Source organism: Streptococcus sp. 29892 (assembly GCF_032594935.1).
In the GTDB taxonomy this organism is placed as follows: Bacteria; Bacillota; Bacilli; order Lactobacillales; family Streptococcaceae; genus Streptococcus; species Streptococcus hyiners.
The window spans coordinates 926,842-945,566 of sequence record NZ_CP118734.1 but is presented as its reverse complement, the minus strand read 5'-3'; the positions used below and the strand labels follow the sequence as shown (position 1 = coordinate 945,566).

Annotated in this window: 22 protein-coding genes and 1 riboswitch; all 22 genes read right to left on the bottom strand. The window is 41.3% G+C overall.

What is annotated here, in order from left to right; genetic code table 11:
• Position 1: 1 nt before the first annotated feature.
• Positions 2–1,099: an ethanolamine utilization protein EutH gene (locus tag PW220_RS04775; protein ID WP_024380884.1), complete on the bottom strand. Its 1,098-nt coding sequence runs from the start codon at positions 1,097–1,099 to the stop codon at positions 2–4.
• A gap of 27 nt (positions 1,100–1,126) precedes the next feature.
• A complete protein-coding gene (locus PW220_RS04770) occupies positions 1,127–1,405 on the bottom strand; it encodes a EutN/CcmL family microcompartment protein (protein ID WP_024380885.1) in 279 nt (92 codons plus the stop codon).
• Between the two features lie 13 nt (positions 1,406–1,418).
• Positions 1,419–2,039 carry an ethanolamine utilization protein gene (locus tag PW220_RS04765; protein ID WP_248054313.1) on the bottom strand — a complete coding sequence of 207 codons (621 nt, stop codon included), beginning with the start codon at positions 2,037–2,039 and terminating at the stop codon, positions 1,419–1,421.
• Positions 2,040–2,062: 23 nt separating this feature from the next.
• Positions 2,063–2,692 (bottom strand): ethanolamine utilization phosphate acetyltransferase EutD, encoded by a 630-nt coding sequence (gene eutD / locus PW220_RS04760; protein ID WP_248054315.1) that lies wholly within the window; start codon positions 2,690–2,692, stop codon positions 2,063–2,065.
• Between the two features lie 19 nt (positions 2,693–2,711).
• Positions 2,712–3,356: a hypothetical protein gene (locus tag PW220_RS04755; RefSeq protein WP_248054316.1), complete on the bottom strand. Its 645-nt coding sequence runs from the start codon at positions 3,354–3,356 to the stop codon at positions 2,712–2,714.
• A gap of 82 nt (positions 3,357–3,438) precedes the next feature.
• Positions 3,439–3,714, bottom strand: coding sequence for a propanediol utilization microcompartment protein PduA (pduA, locus tag PW220_RS04750; protein WP_024380889.1), 276 nt, complete (start codon positions 3,712–3,714; stop codon positions 3,439–3,441).
• A gap of 19 nt (positions 3,715–3,733) precedes the next feature.
• Positions 3,734–4,027 (bottom strand): ethanolamine utilization microcompartment protein EutM, encoded by a 294-nt coding sequence (eutM, locus tag PW220_RS04745; protein WP_024380890.1) that lies wholly within the window; start codon positions 4,025–4,027, stop codon positions 3,734–3,736.
• 25 nt (positions 4,028–4,052) lie between these two features.
• Entirely contained in the window at positions 4,053–5,558 is a 1,506-nt protein-coding gene (locus PW220_RS04740; RefSeq protein WP_024380891.1) for an acetaldehyde dehydrogenase (acetylating), read from the bottom strand.
• Positions 5,559–5,564: 6 nt separating this feature from the next.
• Positions 5,565–6,227, bottom strand: a complete 663-nt coding sequence (locus tag PW220_RS04735) for a BMC domain-containing protein (protein WP_316716456.1) — start codon at positions 6,225–6,227, stop codon at positions 5,565–5,567.
• Positions 6,228–6,239: 12 nt separating this feature from the next.
• Positions 6,240–6,893, bottom strand: a complete 654-nt coding sequence (gene eutL, locus PW220_RS04730) for an ethanolamine utilization microcompartment protein EutL (protein WP_024380893.1) — start codon at positions 6,891–6,893, stop codon at positions 6,240–6,242.
• A gap of 15 nt (positions 6,894–6,908) precedes the next feature.
• Entirely contained in the window at positions 6,909–7,802 is an 894-nt protein-coding gene (eutC, locus tag PW220_RS04725) for an ethanolamine ammonia-lyase subunit EutC (protein ID WP_024380894.1), read from the bottom strand.
• Between the two features lie 12 nt (positions 7,803–7,814).
• Positions 7,815–9,188, bottom strand: coding sequence for an ethanolamine ammonia-lyase subunit EutB (locus PW220_RS04720; RefSeq protein ID WP_024380895.1), 1,374 nt, complete (start codon positions 9,186–9,188; stop codon positions 7,815–7,817).
• Between the two features lie 30 nt (positions 9,189–9,218).
• Complete coding sequence (gene eutA, locus PW220_RS04715) at positions 9,219–10,652, bottom strand: ethanolamine ammonia-lyase reactivating factor EutA (RefSeq protein ID WP_248054318.1); 1,434 nt, start codon at positions 10,650–10,652, stop codon at positions 9,219–9,221.
• Positions 10,653–10,827: 175 nt separating this feature from the next.
• Entirely contained in the window at positions 10,828–11,403 is a 576-nt protein-coding gene (locus PW220_RS04710; RefSeq protein ID WP_024380897.1) for an ANTAR domain-containing response regulator, read from the bottom strand.
• Between the two features lie 19 nt (positions 11,404–11,422).
• On the bottom strand, positions 11,423–11,767 hold the full coding sequence (gene eutS / locus PW220_RS04705) for an ethanolamine utilization microcompartment protein EutS (RefSeq protein ID WP_024380898.1): 345 nt from the start codon (positions 11,765–11,767) through the stop codon (positions 11,423–11,425).
• Positions 11,768–11,853: 86 nt separating this feature from the next.
• The gene (locus PW220_RS04700; RefSeq protein ID WP_248050864.1) at positions 11,854–12,990 is read right to left on the bottom strand and encodes a 1-propanol dehydrogenase PduQ; all 1,137 of its coding nucleotides are present in this window, start codon (positions 12,988–12,990) and stop codon (positions 11,854–11,856) included.
• A 457-nt stretch (positions 12,991–13,447) separates the two neighbouring features.
• A riboswitch (adenosylcobalamin (AdoCbl) riboswitch) is annotated at positions 13,448–13,592 on the top strand.
• A gap of 224 nt (positions 13,593–13,816) precedes the next feature.
• Entirely contained in the window at positions 13,817–14,398 is a 582-nt protein-coding gene (locus tag PW220_RS04695) for a flavin reductase family protein (protein ID WP_248054320.1), read from the bottom strand.
• Between the two features lie 54 nt (positions 14,399–14,452).
• Entirely contained in the window at positions 14,453–15,556 is a 1,104-nt protein-coding gene (locus PW220_RS04690) for an NADH-dependent flavin oxidoreductase (RefSeq protein ID WP_024380901.1), read from the bottom strand.
• Positions 15,537–16,142: a histidine phosphatase family protein gene (locus tag PW220_RS04685; RefSeq protein WP_248054322.1), complete on the bottom strand. Its 606-nt coding sequence runs from the start codon at positions 16,140–16,142 to the stop codon at positions 15,537–15,539. Before PW220_RS04685 ends, PW220_RS04690 begins: the two co-directional genes overlap by 20 nt.
• Complete coding sequence (gene cobS / locus PW220_RS04680; RefSeq protein ID WP_248050873.1) at positions 16,139–16,861, bottom strand: adenosylcobinamide-GDP ribazoletransferase; 723 nt, start codon at positions 16,859–16,861, stop codon at positions 16,139–16,141. The genes PW220_RS04685 and cobS overlap by 4 nt, the downstream gene beginning before the upstream one ends.
• Positions 16,858–17,442, bottom strand: a complete 585-nt coding sequence (gene cobU, locus PW220_RS04675; protein ID WP_248054323.1) for a bifunctional adenosylcobinamide kinase/adenosylcobinamide-phosphate guanylyltransferase — start codon at positions 17,440–17,442, stop codon at positions 16,858–16,860. Before cobU ends, cobS begins: the two co-directional genes overlap by 4 nt.
• Positions 17,435–18,721 (bottom strand): glutamate-1-semialdehyde 2,1-aminomutase, encoded by a 1,287-nt coding sequence (hemL, locus tag PW220_RS04670; protein WP_248054789.1) that lies wholly within the window; start codon positions 18,719–18,721, stop codon positions 17,435–17,437. The genes cobU and hemL overlap by 8 nt, the downstream gene beginning before the upstream one ends.
• Positions 18,722–18,725: the final 4 nt, after the last annotated feature.

Here is an 18,725-nt window from a genome sequence, read left to right as displayed (position 1 = left end):
TCTACTCAGCTTCTTTTTTAGTGAGCACAAAAGCAAGTAGGACTGCTGTTACACCACCAACCAATTTTCCGACCATCATCGGAAGAATCATATCTGGATTTTGACCTGCTGTGAAGCCCAAGTGATCGCCGATAACAAATGATGCTGATACAGCAAAGGCAACGTTAATAATCTTACCTCGTTTGTCCATGTCTTTCATCATTTGGAACATGGCAATATTGTTGGCCAAAGATGCGACTAGACCTGCTGCACCGACTTCATTCATACCAAGAGATTTACCAATTGCTGAGAGTGGTTTGTTGGCAACCTTTGTAAAGATAGCTACTAAACCAAAGGCTCCTGCTAAGGTCACTGCAATGGAACCAACTACACCAAAGGCTTCCATAAGAGTTTCAGCTCCACTCGGATAAAGGCTATTTAACCATTCATTGCCTGTCAATAGCTGTGCTGCACCAAAGGCCAAACCGAGAGTTGCAATCACTACAATGATATGACCAAAAATCTCAAATCCTTTTATCATTCCATTTGGTGCTAATAATAGACCGACAAAAATCAATGCAGAAACAATCACTATTGGAATGAGGTTAATCATTAATGTTCCTGCAGATAAGCCTGGAACCAAGAATCCTCCAACTAAACAACCCACCGGAACTGTCACTAAGCCGTATAAAATACCCCTAGCTAATAGTGGACGATCATCTTTCTCGATGATTCCCAAGGCAACTGGGATAGTAAATACGATAGTTGGCCCCATCATAGAACCTAATACATAGGCAGCAAAGTTTCCAACTACTGGATCATCAGCTAGACTAAGAGCTAATGGTGCTCCACCCATATCGTTAGCAATGAACGTTGTAGCAAAAATAGATGGGTCTGCTCCAACCATGCCATATAGTGGGACAATAATTGGTTTGAGAATATCCGCTAATAATGGTGCAACAACCATAATACCGGCCATCGAAAGTGCCAAAGCCCCCATGGCCATGATACCTTCCTCAAATTTTTCACTAAGTCCTAATTTCCCTCCGATACATTTATCAACTGCACCGGCCAACATAAATAGGACCATGATGTAGATGATGATTTCATTTATACTCATAATTCCCCTTCTCACTTTCTAGTGAATTTATTCTGCATCAGCTGTGTACTCAACTTTGTCGATAATTGCGACAACGACCATATCAACAGGAACATTTTCTCTATTCAAGCTAACTCTAGCTGCACTGCCTGTAGTCACCATTACCTGATCACCTTCCCCAGCACCGATGCAATCTGCGACAACAACCAAAGATGGATCTGTTTGTTGTTCATTTAGTTGGCGCTCGACCACTAAAAACTTCAATCCATTTAAGTTCTCATCTTTTCTAGTAGCCCAAAGACTCCCTTTTACTGTTCCAACAAACATACTCTCTCTCCTTTTATTCTATGATTGTTATTCTACGACGATTTAGATAGTCGCGCGCCAAGGCTGTTATAATGGTTCCCTTTTCAACATGAAATACTCCATCATCTTCCAATTCTAAAGCTCTCAGCCTAGATTCTGTAATGAGTTTGACCTTCTTTGAAACATTTTTCTCAGGAGTTTGATGAGTGGATTGAACCTCCATATGTTCTTGTTTCAATAAGGCTGGCAAGTCTTTCTGTGAGTAAAACTGCACACCATATTGCTCCAGTTTCAATTTTCTTTGAAGTAGTTCTTGGAAGAGTAAGTTCTTAGCTGACTGTCTATAGCAGTCTATGGCAAATGATTCCTTTGAAACCAAGACCTTTCTACCTGCTAACAAACTAGTAACAACTTCCATCTCCTCTAAACTATTGGGACAAAGCTGAGCAATTCGCAAGAGGGACTCTAAGGGCAAACCATTTGCAATGATATGCTCTGCCTCATCAATACCTTCTACAATACGATACTCTCCATCTAAGAAACCGCCTACTGATTTATCACCGATAAGATACAGACTGATTTGATGGGAACTACTATTCAGACGGTCTAGAAGGCGATTGGTAATCTCTTGAACTAAAAATTCTAAGTTATCCATTTTTAATCCTTTCTAAACCATCTCTATCCTTTTTTGATAATGCGACCACGCATTCCTTTTTTATATCCACAAGCATTGGCTTCATCATAGTCAATGTGCATATAAGTTGCAAACTTAGGGTGAACTCGGATGACTACATCATCAAAAATCAGCCCTCTTTCTCCCCCTACTTGTACTTGCACAATTTCCTTATTCACTACATTAGCTTTAGCAGCATCTTCTGGGGTCATATGAATATGACGTTTAGCAACAATCAATCCCTTATCCAGAGATACTACCTTACTTCCATTTATCAAGACAATTCCTGGAGTATCCTCAATCTGTCCGCTCTCTCGAATAGGAGCATTGACACCTAGCTTCAAGCAATCTGTCAACGATACTTCAACTTGTGTAGCACCACGAACAGGACCGAGTATCACCACATTTTGGAAGGAACCTTTTGGACCTAAAATTGTCAAACGTTCTTTACAAGCAAATTGTCCAGGTTGGGATAAATCTTTAGCTTTGGTTAGAGAATAATCTTTTCCAAATAAGGTTTCTAAATCTTCTTGAGAAAGGTGGATATGGCGTCCACTCGCCTCAATTTCAAAACTTCCTTCTAATTCATCCTGAACTCTTGTAGCAATCTTATCAATTAGCTCTTTTATTTCCATTCTAATCACACCTTACCTTTCACTCATCCATTGTCATCCATAGGAAAATCTGAGTAGAATGCAATAAATGAGTTAGCTTAGCCAAATATACATCATTTTCTCGAGAACCTATCAGCGATAGCTCCTGTTCAAGCGTAGCTAAGGCTATGTAAGTTTCGTACAGAGCTAGTTTCCAGTTAGTTACAGCACAGGTTAAGGAAAGCTTTGTAAAATCCAGTTCCCTTTGCTGACTATATTCTTCTAGTTCTGTCACCGACGGGAATAGTTCATCATAATCGTGAAGTTCATCCAGTATCTGACCAGATACCATACCTTCAATCATTGTCAATACTTTGCTAACTTTCTCAAATTTTGATTGTTCGAATGAAAGATAGAGTTCACGTTTACTTTTAAGAAAATGTGGATAAAGTGTCGTCAGACGAAACAATATTGGATAGATTGCTGAATCTTCTAAAGTAGTTACTTTTTGATGTATCGCTTGTGGAGATGTCGTAAGTTGCTGATTATTGGAACGCGTTTGGACCACTCGAATATGATGGTCATTCAAGTAACTTCTTGCTGATGGAGTCAGTTTTTCATGTTCACCTAACTGGAAAACTCCTCCGTCAGCAATAGAAAGCTCCTTGAGCAGCTTTCTAATCTTTACTTCTGTAAAAACCGACATACACTCACATCCTTTAACGATTTTTTAATCAACTGGCTACCCAAATCCTTTTACACATCTAGGTAGCCAGTACACTTATTCGCTATTTTGGTAAAATTACTTCTACTTCTGAATGTGGACGTGGAATGACGTGTACAGATACTAATTCACCAACATTTTCTGCTGCTGCTGCACCTGCATCTGTCGCAGCTTTAACCGCACCAACATCACCACGAACCAAGACAGTCACCAAACCACCACCAACTTGTTCTTTACCTACAAGGGTAACGTTTGCTGCTTTGACCATTGCATCTGCTGCTTCGATTGCGCCAACCAAGCCGCGTGTTTCTACCATTCCTAATGCGTTTGCGTTTGCCATTGTTATTTCCTCCGATTTTTTATTCTTCTTCTTTTTTAGCTTGAGGTAAAATTACTTCTACTTCTGAATGTGGACGTGGGATAACGTGTACAGATACTAATTCACCAACATTTTCTGCTGCTGCTGCACCTGCATCTGTCGCAGCTTTAACCGCACCAACATCACCACGAACCAAGACAGTCACCAAACCACCACCAACTTGTTCTTTACCTACAAGGGTAACGTTTGCTGCTTTGACCATTGCATCTGCTGCTTCGATTGCGCCAACCAAGCCGCGTGTTTCTACCATTCCTAATGCATTTGCACTTGCCATTGTTATGACCTCCAAAAATTATTTTTTATTGACCTAATTTAGCTAATACTTGTTTTACAAGTAATTCAACAAGCTCATCTTCGTTGGTACTTGAAGTTGGACCTGAGCTTATATTTGTATCAGTTGTTGTCCCTCTATAACTATCCATTAGATTTTCAGCTTTTAAGAAATCTGTGTATTCAGATGTTCCGTAAGCAACACGACGGATATTATAAAGATTGTGTGGACTAACGTTATCAGATGTGGCACTTCCTCCGACTGCCCCACAGCCTAAGGTAAAGGCTGGGAACAAACCTGTTGTGCCACCAACACCACCAAGAGCTGCAGGTGTATTGACTAATAGACGGGAAACTGGTTTTTTCAGGGCGAACTCACGAATAATCTCATCATTCTTAGAGTGGATGGATAGGGTATGTCCAACCCCTTCATGATGCAGAATTTTAATACTTAAATCACAAGCCTCTTCCCATGTTTTAACAGTATAGAAACCAAGAATTGGAGCCAATTTTTCCATAGAATATGGTGCATCTTTTCCAACTCTACACTCTTCTGCAATCAAGACTCTTGCGTCAGCCGGTACAGAGATACCTGCCCGCTCAGCGATGATTTGAGGTGTCTTACCAACCATTTTCGGATTCATTGCACCGCTTGGAAGGATGATAAATTCTCCCAATTTTTTAGCATCAGCAGGTGGTAAGAAGTAAGCACCTTGCTTTTTAAATTCTGCGATGACAATGTCTTTCATGTCCTCTTCAACAATGACAGATTGCTCAGAGGCACAAATCACACCATTATCAAAGGTTTTAGACTCAATAATATGACGAACAGCTGTTGGAATATCCGCACTCCGTTCGATAAAGGCTGGTCCATTACCAGGTCCTACACCAATCGCAGGAGTTCCAGATGAATAAGCTGCTTTTACCATAGCTGTACCACCCGTTGCCAAAATAAGATTTGTATCTTTGTGGCGCATGAGCTCATTAGTTGCCGCAATGGAAGTTTTTTCGATAACACTGATGGCTCCATCTGGACAGCCAGCTGTTTTAGCAGCGCGTTTAATAATTTCCACTGTTTCAACAATACACTTCAAGGCGCTTGGGTGTGGAGAAAATACAATACTGTTTCCAGCCTTCAAGGAGATGAGGGCTTTATACATGACAGTAGAGGTCGGGTTTGTCGAAGGAATCAGACCAGCAATCACACCAACTGGTACACCAACTTCGATAATCTTTTTCTCTGTATCTTCGCGCAAGATACCTACAGTCTTCATATTCTTGATATGCTCCAGAAGCACCTTTGAAGCCACTGTATTTTTGATAACTTTATCCTGCCAGCGACCAAATCCAGTTTCTTCAACAGCCATCTTAGCCAGTCGTTCACGCTCATCGTAACAAGCTTTTGCAACGACTTTGACAATCGTATCAATCTGTTCTTGGGACATCTGCGCTAGTTCACGTTGAGCATTTTTTGCTTGGCGAACAAGGTTGCGAACTTCCTGTATTGATACTAAATCCTTATCTTCTAAGTACATTCAGTATTACTCCTTTCTTGAGAGTTCCATCAAGGCTTGGACAAGCTGACGCTTGTTAGCAAATTTTATTTCTTTTTTGCTTAATTGAATATCTTTTTCACGGTAGGCAATGCTTCTGAGTTTGACAACTTTTAATTTTTCCAGCTCTGTTTGTGAAAACTTAGGAACAAAAGGTGTTTCGATCGCTTCCACTTCTATGCTTGTAGGCATTTCCGCTATTTCCGTAGTTTCAGTAGCTTCTTCATTAACTAGCTCTGTCCTTTCTGATGGCTCAGGGCTAGCTACAAGATTTGCAGAAATAGCAACCTCTTCCTTCGATTGTGCGAGAGGCACAGCTTGCTCTACGGCAATAGCTCGCTCTTCGACTGGAAGAGGCTCTTCTTTTTTGAGTTTCTTCTCAGCCCTGATCAATTTTTCAGTCTGCTCATCCATGCTAGCAATGACATGGCTACCACGATAAAAAGATTTATTTTCGAGTTCTGCGACTGCAGCAGCTACTGCTGCTTTTACAGCGCCAACATCTCCTGTAATATGTACGGTATTCAAACCAGATTTGATTTTCTCAATATTGATAATGGAGACATTGGCTGCTTTTACAGCTATATCGGCAGCTACAACAGCACCTAGATACCCTCTTACTTCAATTAGTCCTAGTGCTCTTTTAGCCATCTAATCCCCCTTTTAATAATTCTTAGGATTGCTTGCAATAGAGATAACTGTTCTTGCAAAGGCATCACAGGCAGCCCTACAAGCTGATTGAGAACCCACCAATAGACCTCCAGCAAAGTTTGTTTCACTTGGTGGACCGTAGAAAGCACCAATGGTCACATCTGAAGCTTTCAAAGCTGCATCAAGTCCAACCATGGCTTCGGCTGGCGGTGCAATCAAGTAGGCAATAGCAGTTCCCTCGTCGGCATTTGCACCTTGTGAAAGATATGAACCCGCACGGGAAACACAATGAGCAAAATATGGGATAGTATTGTCATCATTAGCACTATAGAAGCTTGCGCCATTTTCAATTTCATAAATGGCAACATCCAAGCCACTCCGAACTTCTTCCGGAGTTGGACCTGCTAAGATACCAATGACTTCACCAGCCAATTTAGTTGATGCATTCCCAGCACCCGCGTACATACTTCTAGCGTAAACCACTTCAACATCTGCAGACTTGGTTGCTTCATCCAGTGCAACATAGGTTACGTCATCACAATCTGAAGTAATAATTCCCAAACTTCGATGATGAGGTTTTAACTCCAAAGAAGCAGCCAGACTGGCATCAACATTGGAAATAAGTAGAGCACTAAGAACAGATGCTCCCAAACGTTCGTTTATCACAATAGGACCTCCTTTTTATTTCAAATCAACACCTGATTTTTTATTGTCCAAAATCTTTTTAATGATTTCCGCAACATATGCCCCTGCCTCTACCGCAGGAGTTCCACCTTTGTGAATATTGGATACAACAGTCCGACGTGATTCGGGCATCCCCATCGTTGGTCTATAGGCCAAGTATGCACTCATAGATTCTGCTGTTACCAATCCTGGACGTTCGCCAATCAAGATACAAACAACTTCTGCACCTGTTAATTCTGCAATGTGATCCATAGCTCCAACACGAGAGTGTTTGATAAAGAGTACTTCATCAAATTCTAGACCAAACATTTTCAAACCTTGCTTCAAAGCTGGAAGGAAATCTCTTACGTTTGCTTCAATGGCTGACGAGCTCAATCCATCACCTACAACAATTTGAACTTTGGCATTCTTCTTACAGCTGTTTTTGATAATTTCCTGCTGATCTTCTGGGAAAATTCTTCCCAAATCAGGTCGCGTTAGGTATTCGTCCTTAGAAGAAGCCTTGGTATGGACAGGAATAAAGCCCATCTCTTTGACAAAATCTTCTGCGACATAGGAGAATACTGCGTCTTGAGCTGCAGCATGGTCTGCTCTAAAGCGCAGAATTGTTTGTGTTTTATAGCGATTTCCTGCTCTCCACAAACCTAAACGAGCTGGAGTGAATTGTTTAATCTTGCGATAAGCCTCTTCATTGATCGCGTTTGGAATAAGGAATTGTTTCTGAATATCCACCTCGGTAATATCAGGAATGATTCCATCTTCAATTTGGCTATCTTCTTGCTTCGGTTGATGTGAAGAGGAAGGCGTGTCCATTTTTTCTGGTACAACTGGCGTTTCAGTTATTTCATTCAAAATGGAACGAATCATTTCTTTTAATTCTAGTTCATTCACAGTAACTTCCTCCTATATTTTTGACTTCATAAAGACTGATCCGTCACCACCAATTTCAGTCAGATGACCATCTTTCATCAAGCCCATATTTTCCATCCAAATTTCAAATTCCTTGATTGGACGCTTGCCTAACAAGTCACGCATGGTAGCGGTTTCATGATAACCAGTTGTTTGGTAGTTCAACATGATATCATCACCATGTGGAATAGCCATAATATAGTTGACACCTGCAGCACCAAGGAGAACAAGTAGGTTTTCAGCATCATTTTGATCAGCTTTCATATGGTTGGTGTAACAGATATCACATCCCATTGAAATACCTGTCAATTTACCCATGAAGTGGTCTTCCAAACCCGCACGAATAACTTGTTTGGAATCGTAGAGGTACTCTGGACCAATGAAACCAACTACAGTATTAACAAGGAATGGATCAAAACGTTTGGCAAAACCATAACAACGTGCTTCCATAGTTACTTGGTCAGCTCCATGATGGGCATCTGAGGACAATTCTGATCCCTGACCTGTTTCAAAGTACATAACGTTTGGACCTGCTGCTGTACCTACTTTCAAGGCTGTGTCACGAGCTTCTTGAATGATTTTAGCATCAAAACCAAAGGCTGTATTTCCTTTCTCAGAACCTGCAATTGACTGGAAGACCAATCCAGTTGGAGCCCCCTGATTCATGGCTTCAATCTGTGTTGTAACATGGGCCAGCACACAATGCTGAGTTGGGATTTTATACTCTTCAATAAAATCATTGAATTTATGCAAAATCCGTTTGGTACTTTCTACCGAATCATCAACTGGGTTCAAACCAAGCAAGGCATCTCCACAGCCATAAGCAAAGCCTTCCATTGTTGAAGCCATGATTCCATCAGGATCATCCGTCGTGTGGTTAGGCTGCAAGCGAGATGAGAAGGTACCTGGAACACCAATGGTAGTATTTGCAGTCTTAGTAATGACAATCTTTTGCGCTGCTACAATCAAGTCTAAGTTTGTCATGAGCTTAGCAACAGCTGCAACCATTTCTGAAGTTAAACCACGTGACAACCATTGAATATCAATATTTGTTGTTTTATTATCAAGAATCCACTCACGCAGTTCTTCAACCGTCCAGTTTTTGATTTTTTCATAGGTTCGAAGATTAACATCGTCAATGATAATGCGCGTTACTTCATCCTCTTCATAAGGGACAACTGGGTTATTAAACAAATCAGAAAGTTTGAGCTGAGCCAAGACAACCTTAGCTGCTACACGTTCTTCTGCAGACTCTGCAGCAACGCCAGCCAAATGATCTCCTGATTTGAATTCATTAGCCTTGGCCAAGACTTCTTTAACAGAATGAAATTCATAGACTCGACCAAATAACTTCGTTTTTAATATCATTAAATTTATCCTCCTTTTGATATTGACTACTTAACTAAATACGAGGGTTTTTACAACGACTGGTAAAACTGACCCTTCGATTAGCGGATTGCCAATATCAATGTAATCTCCATTTTGCACATCAACTGAATCGATACAAACAAAGGGATAATCTTTAGGCAACAATGCAAACAAGCTTTGACCAAGTACCTTTGCCATGTCTTCCTTGACAACAACCAACAAAGGAATTCCTCGGTCAATACTATCTTTCATCCCTTCCAGAATAGCCTGAGCATATTCTTGTACCCTGACAAAACTTGGACTCTTTATACCATCTAAGGCCAGCGCTAATTCCTGCACTTCATTTTCAAGCATGAACCAACGGCTTTTTTCCTTAATAGCTTCTGCCAGCATTTGCTTAGAACCCATCTCATCTTGACTAGATAATTTTAAAACTGGGATATTCTTGATTGGCAAAATTTTCGAAATGTAGGTAATCGTGCTCCCACTTACCTCTGTCGTATGACTACCAGCACCAACTACTGTAGCCCGAATGGTTTCAACTGACTCAATTACCTTCTTGTCTGAAAATATTTTCGATTGTGCTAGCGCTTTTCCAAGTAGTATCCCTATATCACCATAGTGAAAATCACTAACAGAAGGATCTGCTTGGAAAATAGCATCAGCTACTCCCCCTGAGAACGAAACACACTTGACAGGATAATCTAGTTTCAAACCATGATTAGTCTGAAGTAACTCATAGTATGGACTATTTGTATCTAGACCCAAACTTTGCTCCAGTACAGATACTAAAATACCTATTAAGCGTTCTAAATCTGGACCATTAAGTTGAGCCCCTACTGCCAATTGTAATTTTTCTTGGCTAATAATTTCTTGAAGTTTTGGAGCAATATAGGTAATTTTGTGACTATTAGGTTCAATTTTTACAAGCCTGCCACCAATATCAAAGCACGCTGTATCAATCAAATCACCCTCTCGGTAAACAGAGATATTGGATGTTCCACCACCAATATCAATATTTGCTACAGAAGTGTGATGTTCCTGAGAGTACTGATAGCTACCAGCTCCCTTTCCAGAGATAATACTCTCTAAGTCTGGACCAGCAGTAGCAACAACAAAATCACCAGCATAGCCACTCAAAGCCTCTAAGACTTGACTAGCATTATCCTTTCTAGCTGTTTCACCCGTTATGATGACAGCCCCCATCTGAATCATATCTTTAGAAATACCTGCTTTTTGGTATTCCAAGCGGACAAATTCTTTTATAGACTCAACATCTATCAAAAGATTTTCAAAGATGGGAGTAAAGATAATTTCACTCCTATATAGAACCTTCTTATCTGTTATATAGACACGTGGAATAGTGAAAACGGAGGCAATATTCTCCACAGTCAATTCAGATAACACCAGTTGGGTCGTAGCAGTACCAATATCAATGCCAACACTTAAAATCTTATCGGACATCACCTTACCTCCAAAAAAAGACACTTAAAGAAATGCTAATAGAACTCGTCTATTACCACTCTTCAAGCGTCATTGCTTTTAGGCTTACATCATTGTCAGCCTCTTCTATTCGATTAGCATCCTGTAATACTGCTTACTATCACAGGACTTGGTTCACTGTATTGTATATCTATTATTAAAACTCATCATGCATAACCAACAATTTAGCAATTTCCACCATGGGAACTCGCTTTTGCATACTGATGGTTCGAATATGCTTAAAGGCTGCTGATTCTGATAGATGATCACGGGACATCAATAAGCCTTTTGCTTTTTCAATGATGATACGGTCATTGATTTTCTTCGTCAATTTAGCCATTTCACTGGTCAAGTGCTGAAATTGTCTACCTCTTGCTATACATACTTCCACCATAGGAATCAATGATTTAGCATCAAGAGGTTTTACTAAGTAACCACTAACACCATATCTTTTGGCTTTCTCGATATACTGTTCATCACTTTGGGTAGTTAACAAGAGAACACTATAGGCCAGATTGTCATCCAATATTTTTTTACAGGCTGTCAAACCGTCTAATAGAGGTAGCTGGATAGACATCACAACTAAATCCGAACGGTATTTTTGACTTAATTCTATTGCTTCAAAGCCATCACTAGCCTCTGCCACAACTTCGAAATCAGCCTTTTCCAATAGTTCTCTAACTTCACGTCTAACCATTGGATCCTTGTCTGCTATTAGTATTCTACCTTTCATACCTACCTCTTCTGAAAGCTTATGTCCGCGTTACAACTGTACTTGAAAAATGAAGAATTTCCTCCAAGCCTTGTAACACAGCTACTAGAGCAGCCTCAACAGATGAAACATCTCCTGTCATGACAACAGAGCCACTAAATCGATCAACAAAGCCGATCTGAACATCTGCCGCCTTGGTCGCAAGATCTACCGCAATGATGGAAGCTTCACTAGGAGTAATCGTCAGTATGCCAATAGCTCCTTTTTTATCGACCAGCAAACCAAGTTTTTCATAAATAACTTCATCAGGATTTGCAATGAGATGGGCCAGGGTTATCTGTTTCCCTGGTACATACTCTTGTATCATTCTCTGTTTTTCTTCCAGTTTGTCCACCTTCCCTCAAATAGAAGTTTGGATAACACCCTAGTTAGTATATTATAACATGAAGTAGGGTAATTATCAACATAATTCTAGAAAGCATTTTCCAAAACTACCAAAGCTTCTTCCGTGCTCGGTTGTCGTGGATTTGTAGCAGTACACTTATCTACTACCGCTGCTGCTGCAATTTCTTCCTTGTACTGATTAAAATCACTAACAGAAACACCATACTCCCGTAAGGTCATCGGCAAATCCAGTTTTCGTTGCAATTTTTTCACAGCGTCAATCAGCTGTCGAACACCCAAAACAGGACTAGTAGCACTGCAACCAATTAGTTTAGCAATCTCTTGGTATCGGATAGCTGTTGCTCTATCACCGTCACCTAGTCCACGAGCACTGATATTGGCATTATACTGGATGACGTATGGCATTAGAATACTGTTTACTCGTCCATGAGGGATATGGAATTTTGCTCCTGTAGCATGGGCTAAGCCATGGTTGATCCCCAAGGATGCGGTATTGAAGGCCATGCCTGCCAGAGTTGACGCAACATGCATTTTTTCACGAGCCACTGAATCGTTTCCATTTTTGTAGGCTTTAGGTAGGTATTCGAAAACTAATTTAATGGCTTTTTCTGCTAGAGCATCTGAAAAATCTGTTGCCTTGGTCGAAACATAGGCTTCAATAGCGTGGGTCAGGACATCCATCCCCGTATCTGCTGTAATGTTTCCTGGTAGAGATGATACTAAACAGGAATCTAAAATGGCTACATCGGGTAGTATTTCTCTTGAAACCAAAGGATACTTGATTTCTTTTTGCCTGTCAGTAATGACGGCAAATTCCGTCACTTCCGAACCAGTACCGCTGGTTGTTGGGATAGCAATTAAAGTCACATCTGTAAACACAGCCATTTTTTTACCAAAGTAGTAAATTGCCTTGGCTGCATCAAGAGCTGAACCACCGCCAATCGCAAGGATGATACTGATTTGTTGACCACCCACAGACTGAATACCAGCAATTATGGTTTCAATCGGTGGGTCTGGTACAATATCATCAAAAACATGACACTGATTGCTTGAATCCAGATAACTTAATACACTGTCCAACTGACCAGTTTGTTTTAGGAAGGGATCTGCAACAACCAAGATGTGCTCATTCTTATAACTTCTTAGCTGTTCTAGAGCACCCTCACCTATGCACAATTCTGTTTTATAGAAAATCTTGTACATTTCTTCTCCTTTCTATGTAACTTTTCCATAAAAATAAGCCATATGAAAACCAGACTAGAACTCTCCATTAAGTTATAGTCGTTTCATATAGCTACATTGCTTATTGATTAGTACGCCTTTGTACCACGAAAAAATTATAACATAAAGCCATTAACATATCAACAGAAATAATGATTTTTCTTGATATTTTTATTAACTTTTTTGCCCTTGCACCCTTACCTAAATGACTACCTATGAACCTGTGCCCCTCGTTCAGTACTTCTATCTATGACTAGTTTTCAAGCTACCCAGCATTCATCTTCTTTTTTATATTTCCATCAAAATCTGCCTTGATGAACGACAAAATGCTCTCCTATAGCAAAGCGAGTTATGGATGGAGAGAGCTTCTCAATTTCCATCATTTTGATACAAATTAGTTGTCAAACTAGCGAAGATAAGTTATAATGATGATGCTAGGAATTGATTTTAGTACTTTTGAAAACATGGAAGTTTGGTGCAAATCCAACGCGGTCCCGCCACTGTGATAAGCTTTGCTTTAAGTCAGGTCTTTGGTTTCAAATTTTAGTAGATCTCACGCCTCGATGTAAGGTGTGATGTCAGTTTGGATAGCGCATCTACTGCGGTATTTTCCATTATTGGCTCTACGTGAAGTACCTTTCATTTTCTAAAGGTAGAAAAACTACCTTACTGCAACGGAGCAGGGCCGATAATCGGGAAAGCCACAGTTAATCAATGATGCTTAACAGACTATACAAAGATGTATAAATGCTTTCTTAACATAAACTACAAACCACCCTTGATTTTTCAAAGGTGGTTTTTTCTTGTTCTAATCCGACTTTGCTTCTGCTTCTCTTCGTTTTTTGATCAGAGTCCCCATTCGTAAGGATTTTTCATTATAGAAACGATAGTCCCGACCTGAACCATCACCGATATAGCTGATCGGCGAAAATTCATGGCCCTTAAAATCACCATTTTCATCAAGCAAGTCTTCTTCTACTACTCTGCGCGTCACTTTTCCAATAATGTTGGTCAACTTACCACATTCCACAAGTTCAACAACTTCGCACTCAATAGAAATTGGGCACTCATTTACTAAAGGAGCATCGACTGTTTCACCAACTGTGTAAGTCAAACCAGTCAAGGAAAATTTATCTTTTCGGCTATTAAAACCAGCAAGTTCCACTTCCTCAATCAACTCTTCTCTAGGAATATTGACAGTAAAGTGACCATGTTTACTGATTTCAGTTACTGCATTTCCCTTTGTCCTCATGCCAATAACCATCATACTGCCCAAAGAATAAGCAGAACTTGAGGTTGTTATATTGTATCCATGAACATCATCTTTATATCCCAGAAAGAATACTGGGAATCCGAAATATAGCTTGCGTGTTTCAAATGTTTTTTTCACCTTTTACTCCTTTATGATAGTTTTCTAAGACAAAAGATGACCAATTCTAAATAGTCATTGGTTGCCTTCCAAATAATCCCGTAAGGAATTGACAAATGCTGTTGGAAGTTTCAGCTCTTCTTGCAGTTCATCTCGATAGCGGGTAATGATGTCATACTCCCGTCCTTGAGAAACCTTGATTGGCCAGTCGGGATCTAGTAACATGGCCTTACCAACAGAGAAGAGTGGGATATCTTCTGCGAGAATTTCTTCCACATCTTGACTAGTCTGAACCCCACCAACTGCAATCAAAGGAACCCGTCCATTGATTTTTTTAATGACTGAGTGAATGATCGGCTCTGGTGCTTCAGGATTCCGCAGGGAAGGTCGGAAAACATGACTTAAGGAGAGATGAAGATAATCTACCCCCATTGCAATTAGCTGCTCTATCAGCTGTAAACTATCCCATAATTCAATCCCTGGATCTTCAATCTCTTCTGGGGAGAAACGATAACCAACCAAAAATGGTCTATCTGCCTCTTCTTTGACTAGTTTTTTCACCTGCTTAACTAAGGTCTTGGCAAACCGCATACGGTTATTCAGACTGCCTCCCCACTTATCTTGCCGTCGATTGGAATGGGGAGAAAGGAATTGCTGGATTAAATAGGTGTTAGCTCCATGTAACTCTACCCCATCGAAACCTGCTTTTATGGCCCTCCTAGTTGCATCAAGGAAGGCTTGTAAGATCTCATCTACTTCCAAATGCTTCAGGGAACGTGGCTCCACTACATTGCCATGAGAACCAATAATGGCACTAGGGGCTACGGGTTTTCCTTCAATCAGGACTGGAGGAACCATGCGGCCACCATGATAGATTTGTAAGATTGCCAAAGCTCCTTTTTCCTTGATGGCGTGAGCCAAGCGGGACAAACCTTCAATCTTATCATCTTCCGCGACGCTAAAGCTATCCCTGAACGCCTGACCTTGTGCATGGACATAGGCACTACCTGTAATGACCATACCTACTTGGCCAGCACGACGAGCATAAAAATCAATATCATCTTGTGACACATAGCCTCCCGGTTGACAAACACTCAAGGTCATGGGAGCCAGCACCACTCGATTTCTAGTGTGAATGTAATCCGTAATTTGTACGGCATCATGAATTGTTTTTACCATCTACAACCTCTTTTCCTAAAAGATATGCAGTAAAATATGTTTCTTTTTTTTCAACAACAGTCACGGTTCCTTGTGGGAAATCAATATCCCAAAATAGTGCCGATGGATCTACTAAACGTTGGTAAATCAGCCTTAAAACACCTAAGTGAGCAACAAGAGCCAGTGAGTGCCCTGGGTGTTCATTGACCAATCTGTCAACTTCATTCCAAACACGGTCTTGAAATTCCCCAAAAGCTTCCGCTTCTGGTGGTCTGTAGGTAAATGGTTCAGCTAACCAGGCCTCCCATTCCAGCGGAAATTGTTCTTGAATCTGGTCAGCAGTCAAGCCTTCCCACAATCCGAAACCTTTTTCATCTAGGTTTTTTAATGGAATTGGAATACTAACTGGAAAGACAAGTTGAGCTGTTTCCTGACTGCGTCTTAAAGAGCTGACATAGACCTTGTCAACAGGAATATCTTGCATTAAAGTATGTAAAACCAGAGCCTGCTCCCTGCCTCTTTGATTGATAGAAACATCCAAGTTTCCGTAAAAACATCTTTTCTTGTTTAAATCGGTTTCACCGTGACGCATAAGGTAGATTTTCATATGATTAACCCAATAATAAATAGGAGTTGAGCCACTTCTACAAAGGCTCCTAAAGTATCACCCGTGTGGCCGTCAATTTTTTGGTAGACAAACCGCCGATAGACCTGTGAACCGAGCAAGACAAGGCCGTAGGCAAGCAAACCTTTATAACTAAAGACATAAACCAAGCTGGCTAGTGGCAAGAGCTGAGAAAGGAAAATTTGACCACTTGTCGTGCCTGAGAAAAAATTGCCCGTACCACCTTCAGCCCGTGCATAGCGCATGTGGTAAAGTTGCAGAGCTAGTCCAACCTTCCCAATCATCGCCAAGGCTGCCACTATAAACCAGGTCGGCTCAGGAAGATAAGGATAGGCCACCAGCATCAGAGCATAGTAAAGAATCAAGGCCAGGACACCATTGCTACCGATACGACTATCCTTCATGATTTCCAGCATTCTCTCCTTTTTTCGCGAGGAAAAAAGTCCATCTGCAGTATCTGCCAAGCCATCTAAGTGAAACCCACCTGTCAGTAAGACATCAAAGAGAAAACTGAGGCACCACGCGACTATCCCTGGTAAAACTAGCTGAGCTAGAAAATAAAACAGTCCTGTAATACTCCCTAGCAAGAGGCCAAATAGGGTCAGGTAGGGAACTCCTTTCTGGATATGGGCAATGTCCACTTCCTTGTTGATGGGAATCCGACTAAAAAATTGTGTGTAAATAATCAGTGCATCTATCATTTTAAGCGTTGAGCAAGGCCACAAATCACCAGATAAACCTCACTCGCCTCCTTCGCTAAAAACTGATTTACCTGTCCAAGCAGATCGCGGAAATACCGTCCCAACTTGGTATCTGGAACAATGCCCAGTCCAATTTCGTTGGTAACAATATAGAGCTGACTCTCTGTTGCCCTATGAGCAAGTAGGATGTCCTGCCATTGAGCATGGATTTGTTGGCTGATAAAAGCCTGTTCTTCCTTGCTTAGGAAGTTGGTATCCTCCATGGCTATTTTCTCAGGGAAATAGATTTCAACCAGCTGAAAGAGGAGATTGGTGGTCAACATGGTGGCACAGTCCAGCAAGTAATAATCGTAGGTTTGGTCTTTCAACCAGGATCCCAGATTCGCAAACTGTTCATGGGTGGTCCAAGCAGCTGGACGGCGTTCTTGGTGAAGTCGGACTCGCTCCTGCCATTCACTGTCGGTGCCTGAACTCATTCCTGTCGCTATATAACAAACACGATTTTTCTCCCAGATTTGCTCTTCTGTGAACTGCGATTTGCCACTTCGAGCTCCTCCAGTTACCAAGACAATTTTACCCATATATTTCTCCAAAAACAGTATCAAAGGCCTGCAAGGTCTGATCAATATCTTCCTTGGTATGAGCTGCGGACATGAAATTTGATTCATACTGGGAAGGTGCTAGGTAGATCCCTTGTTTGAGTAAGCCTGCATGGACACGAGCAAAGACTTCCTGGTCGCTGGCTTTGGAATCTTCAAAATTTCGAACAGGTCGCTCGTTAAAGAAAAATCCAAACATGGTGCCAACTTGTACAACCTGTAAGGGAATCTGATACCTGACAGCTAACTCTTTCAAGCCTTGGCAAAGCTGACTGGTTCGTCCTTCCATATCCTTGAAGATTTCTGGTGTTAAGGACACTAAGGTTTCATAGCCAGCTGTCATAGCGATGGGATTTCCTGACAAGGTACCTGCCTGATAGACTGCCCCCATGGGAGCGATATAGTCCATGTACTTCTTCTTACCTCCAAAGAGTGCCATTGGGAAACCTCCGCCAACAACCTTACCAAAGCACAACAAGTCTGGCTCCACACCGTACAAGCCAGTAGCTCCAGTATAACTAGCCCTAAAACCTGTCATCACTTCGTCGATGATAAACAAGGCACCGTATTGACTGGTGAGCTCTCGAATAACATGGATAAAGTCATGGTCCGCCTGAATCAGCCCCATATTTCCCGCCACTGCTTCGATAATGACACAGGCGATGTCTGAACCCATTTCTTCAAAACAGGTCTGAAGGCTGGCCTTATCATTATAAGGTAACGTAATGGTATCTTGAGCAGTTGCTTCTGTCACCCCAGGGGAATTTGGCAAGCCAAAGGTGGCAACCCCTGACCCTGCTTGAACGAGGAAGGAATCACTGTGACCATGGTAACAGCCAACAAATTTAACAATTTTATCCCTCCGGGTTACTCCACGTGCCAAGCGAATAGCACTCATGGTAGCTTCCGTTCCCGAACTGACCATTCTCATCCGTTCCAGATAGGGAATTCGTTCCTGCAGGTGCTGGCCCAAACGAGTTTCCAAGGGACTTGGTGCTCCAAAACTGGTGCCGCATTCCACGGCTGACTTGACCGCTTCAATAACTCTATCTTCTGCATGACCTAGAATCATTGGTCCCCAGGATAGAACGTAGTCGATGTAGCGATTTCCATCCACATCATAAAGATAGGCACCCTTGGCCCTGTCGATAAATACTGGATTTCCTTCAACTGCCTTAAAGGCTCTGACAGGACTATTGACTCCGCCTGGAAAAACGGCTTGGGCTTGTTCGAATGCGAACTTAGATTGTTGAGTCTGCATCATC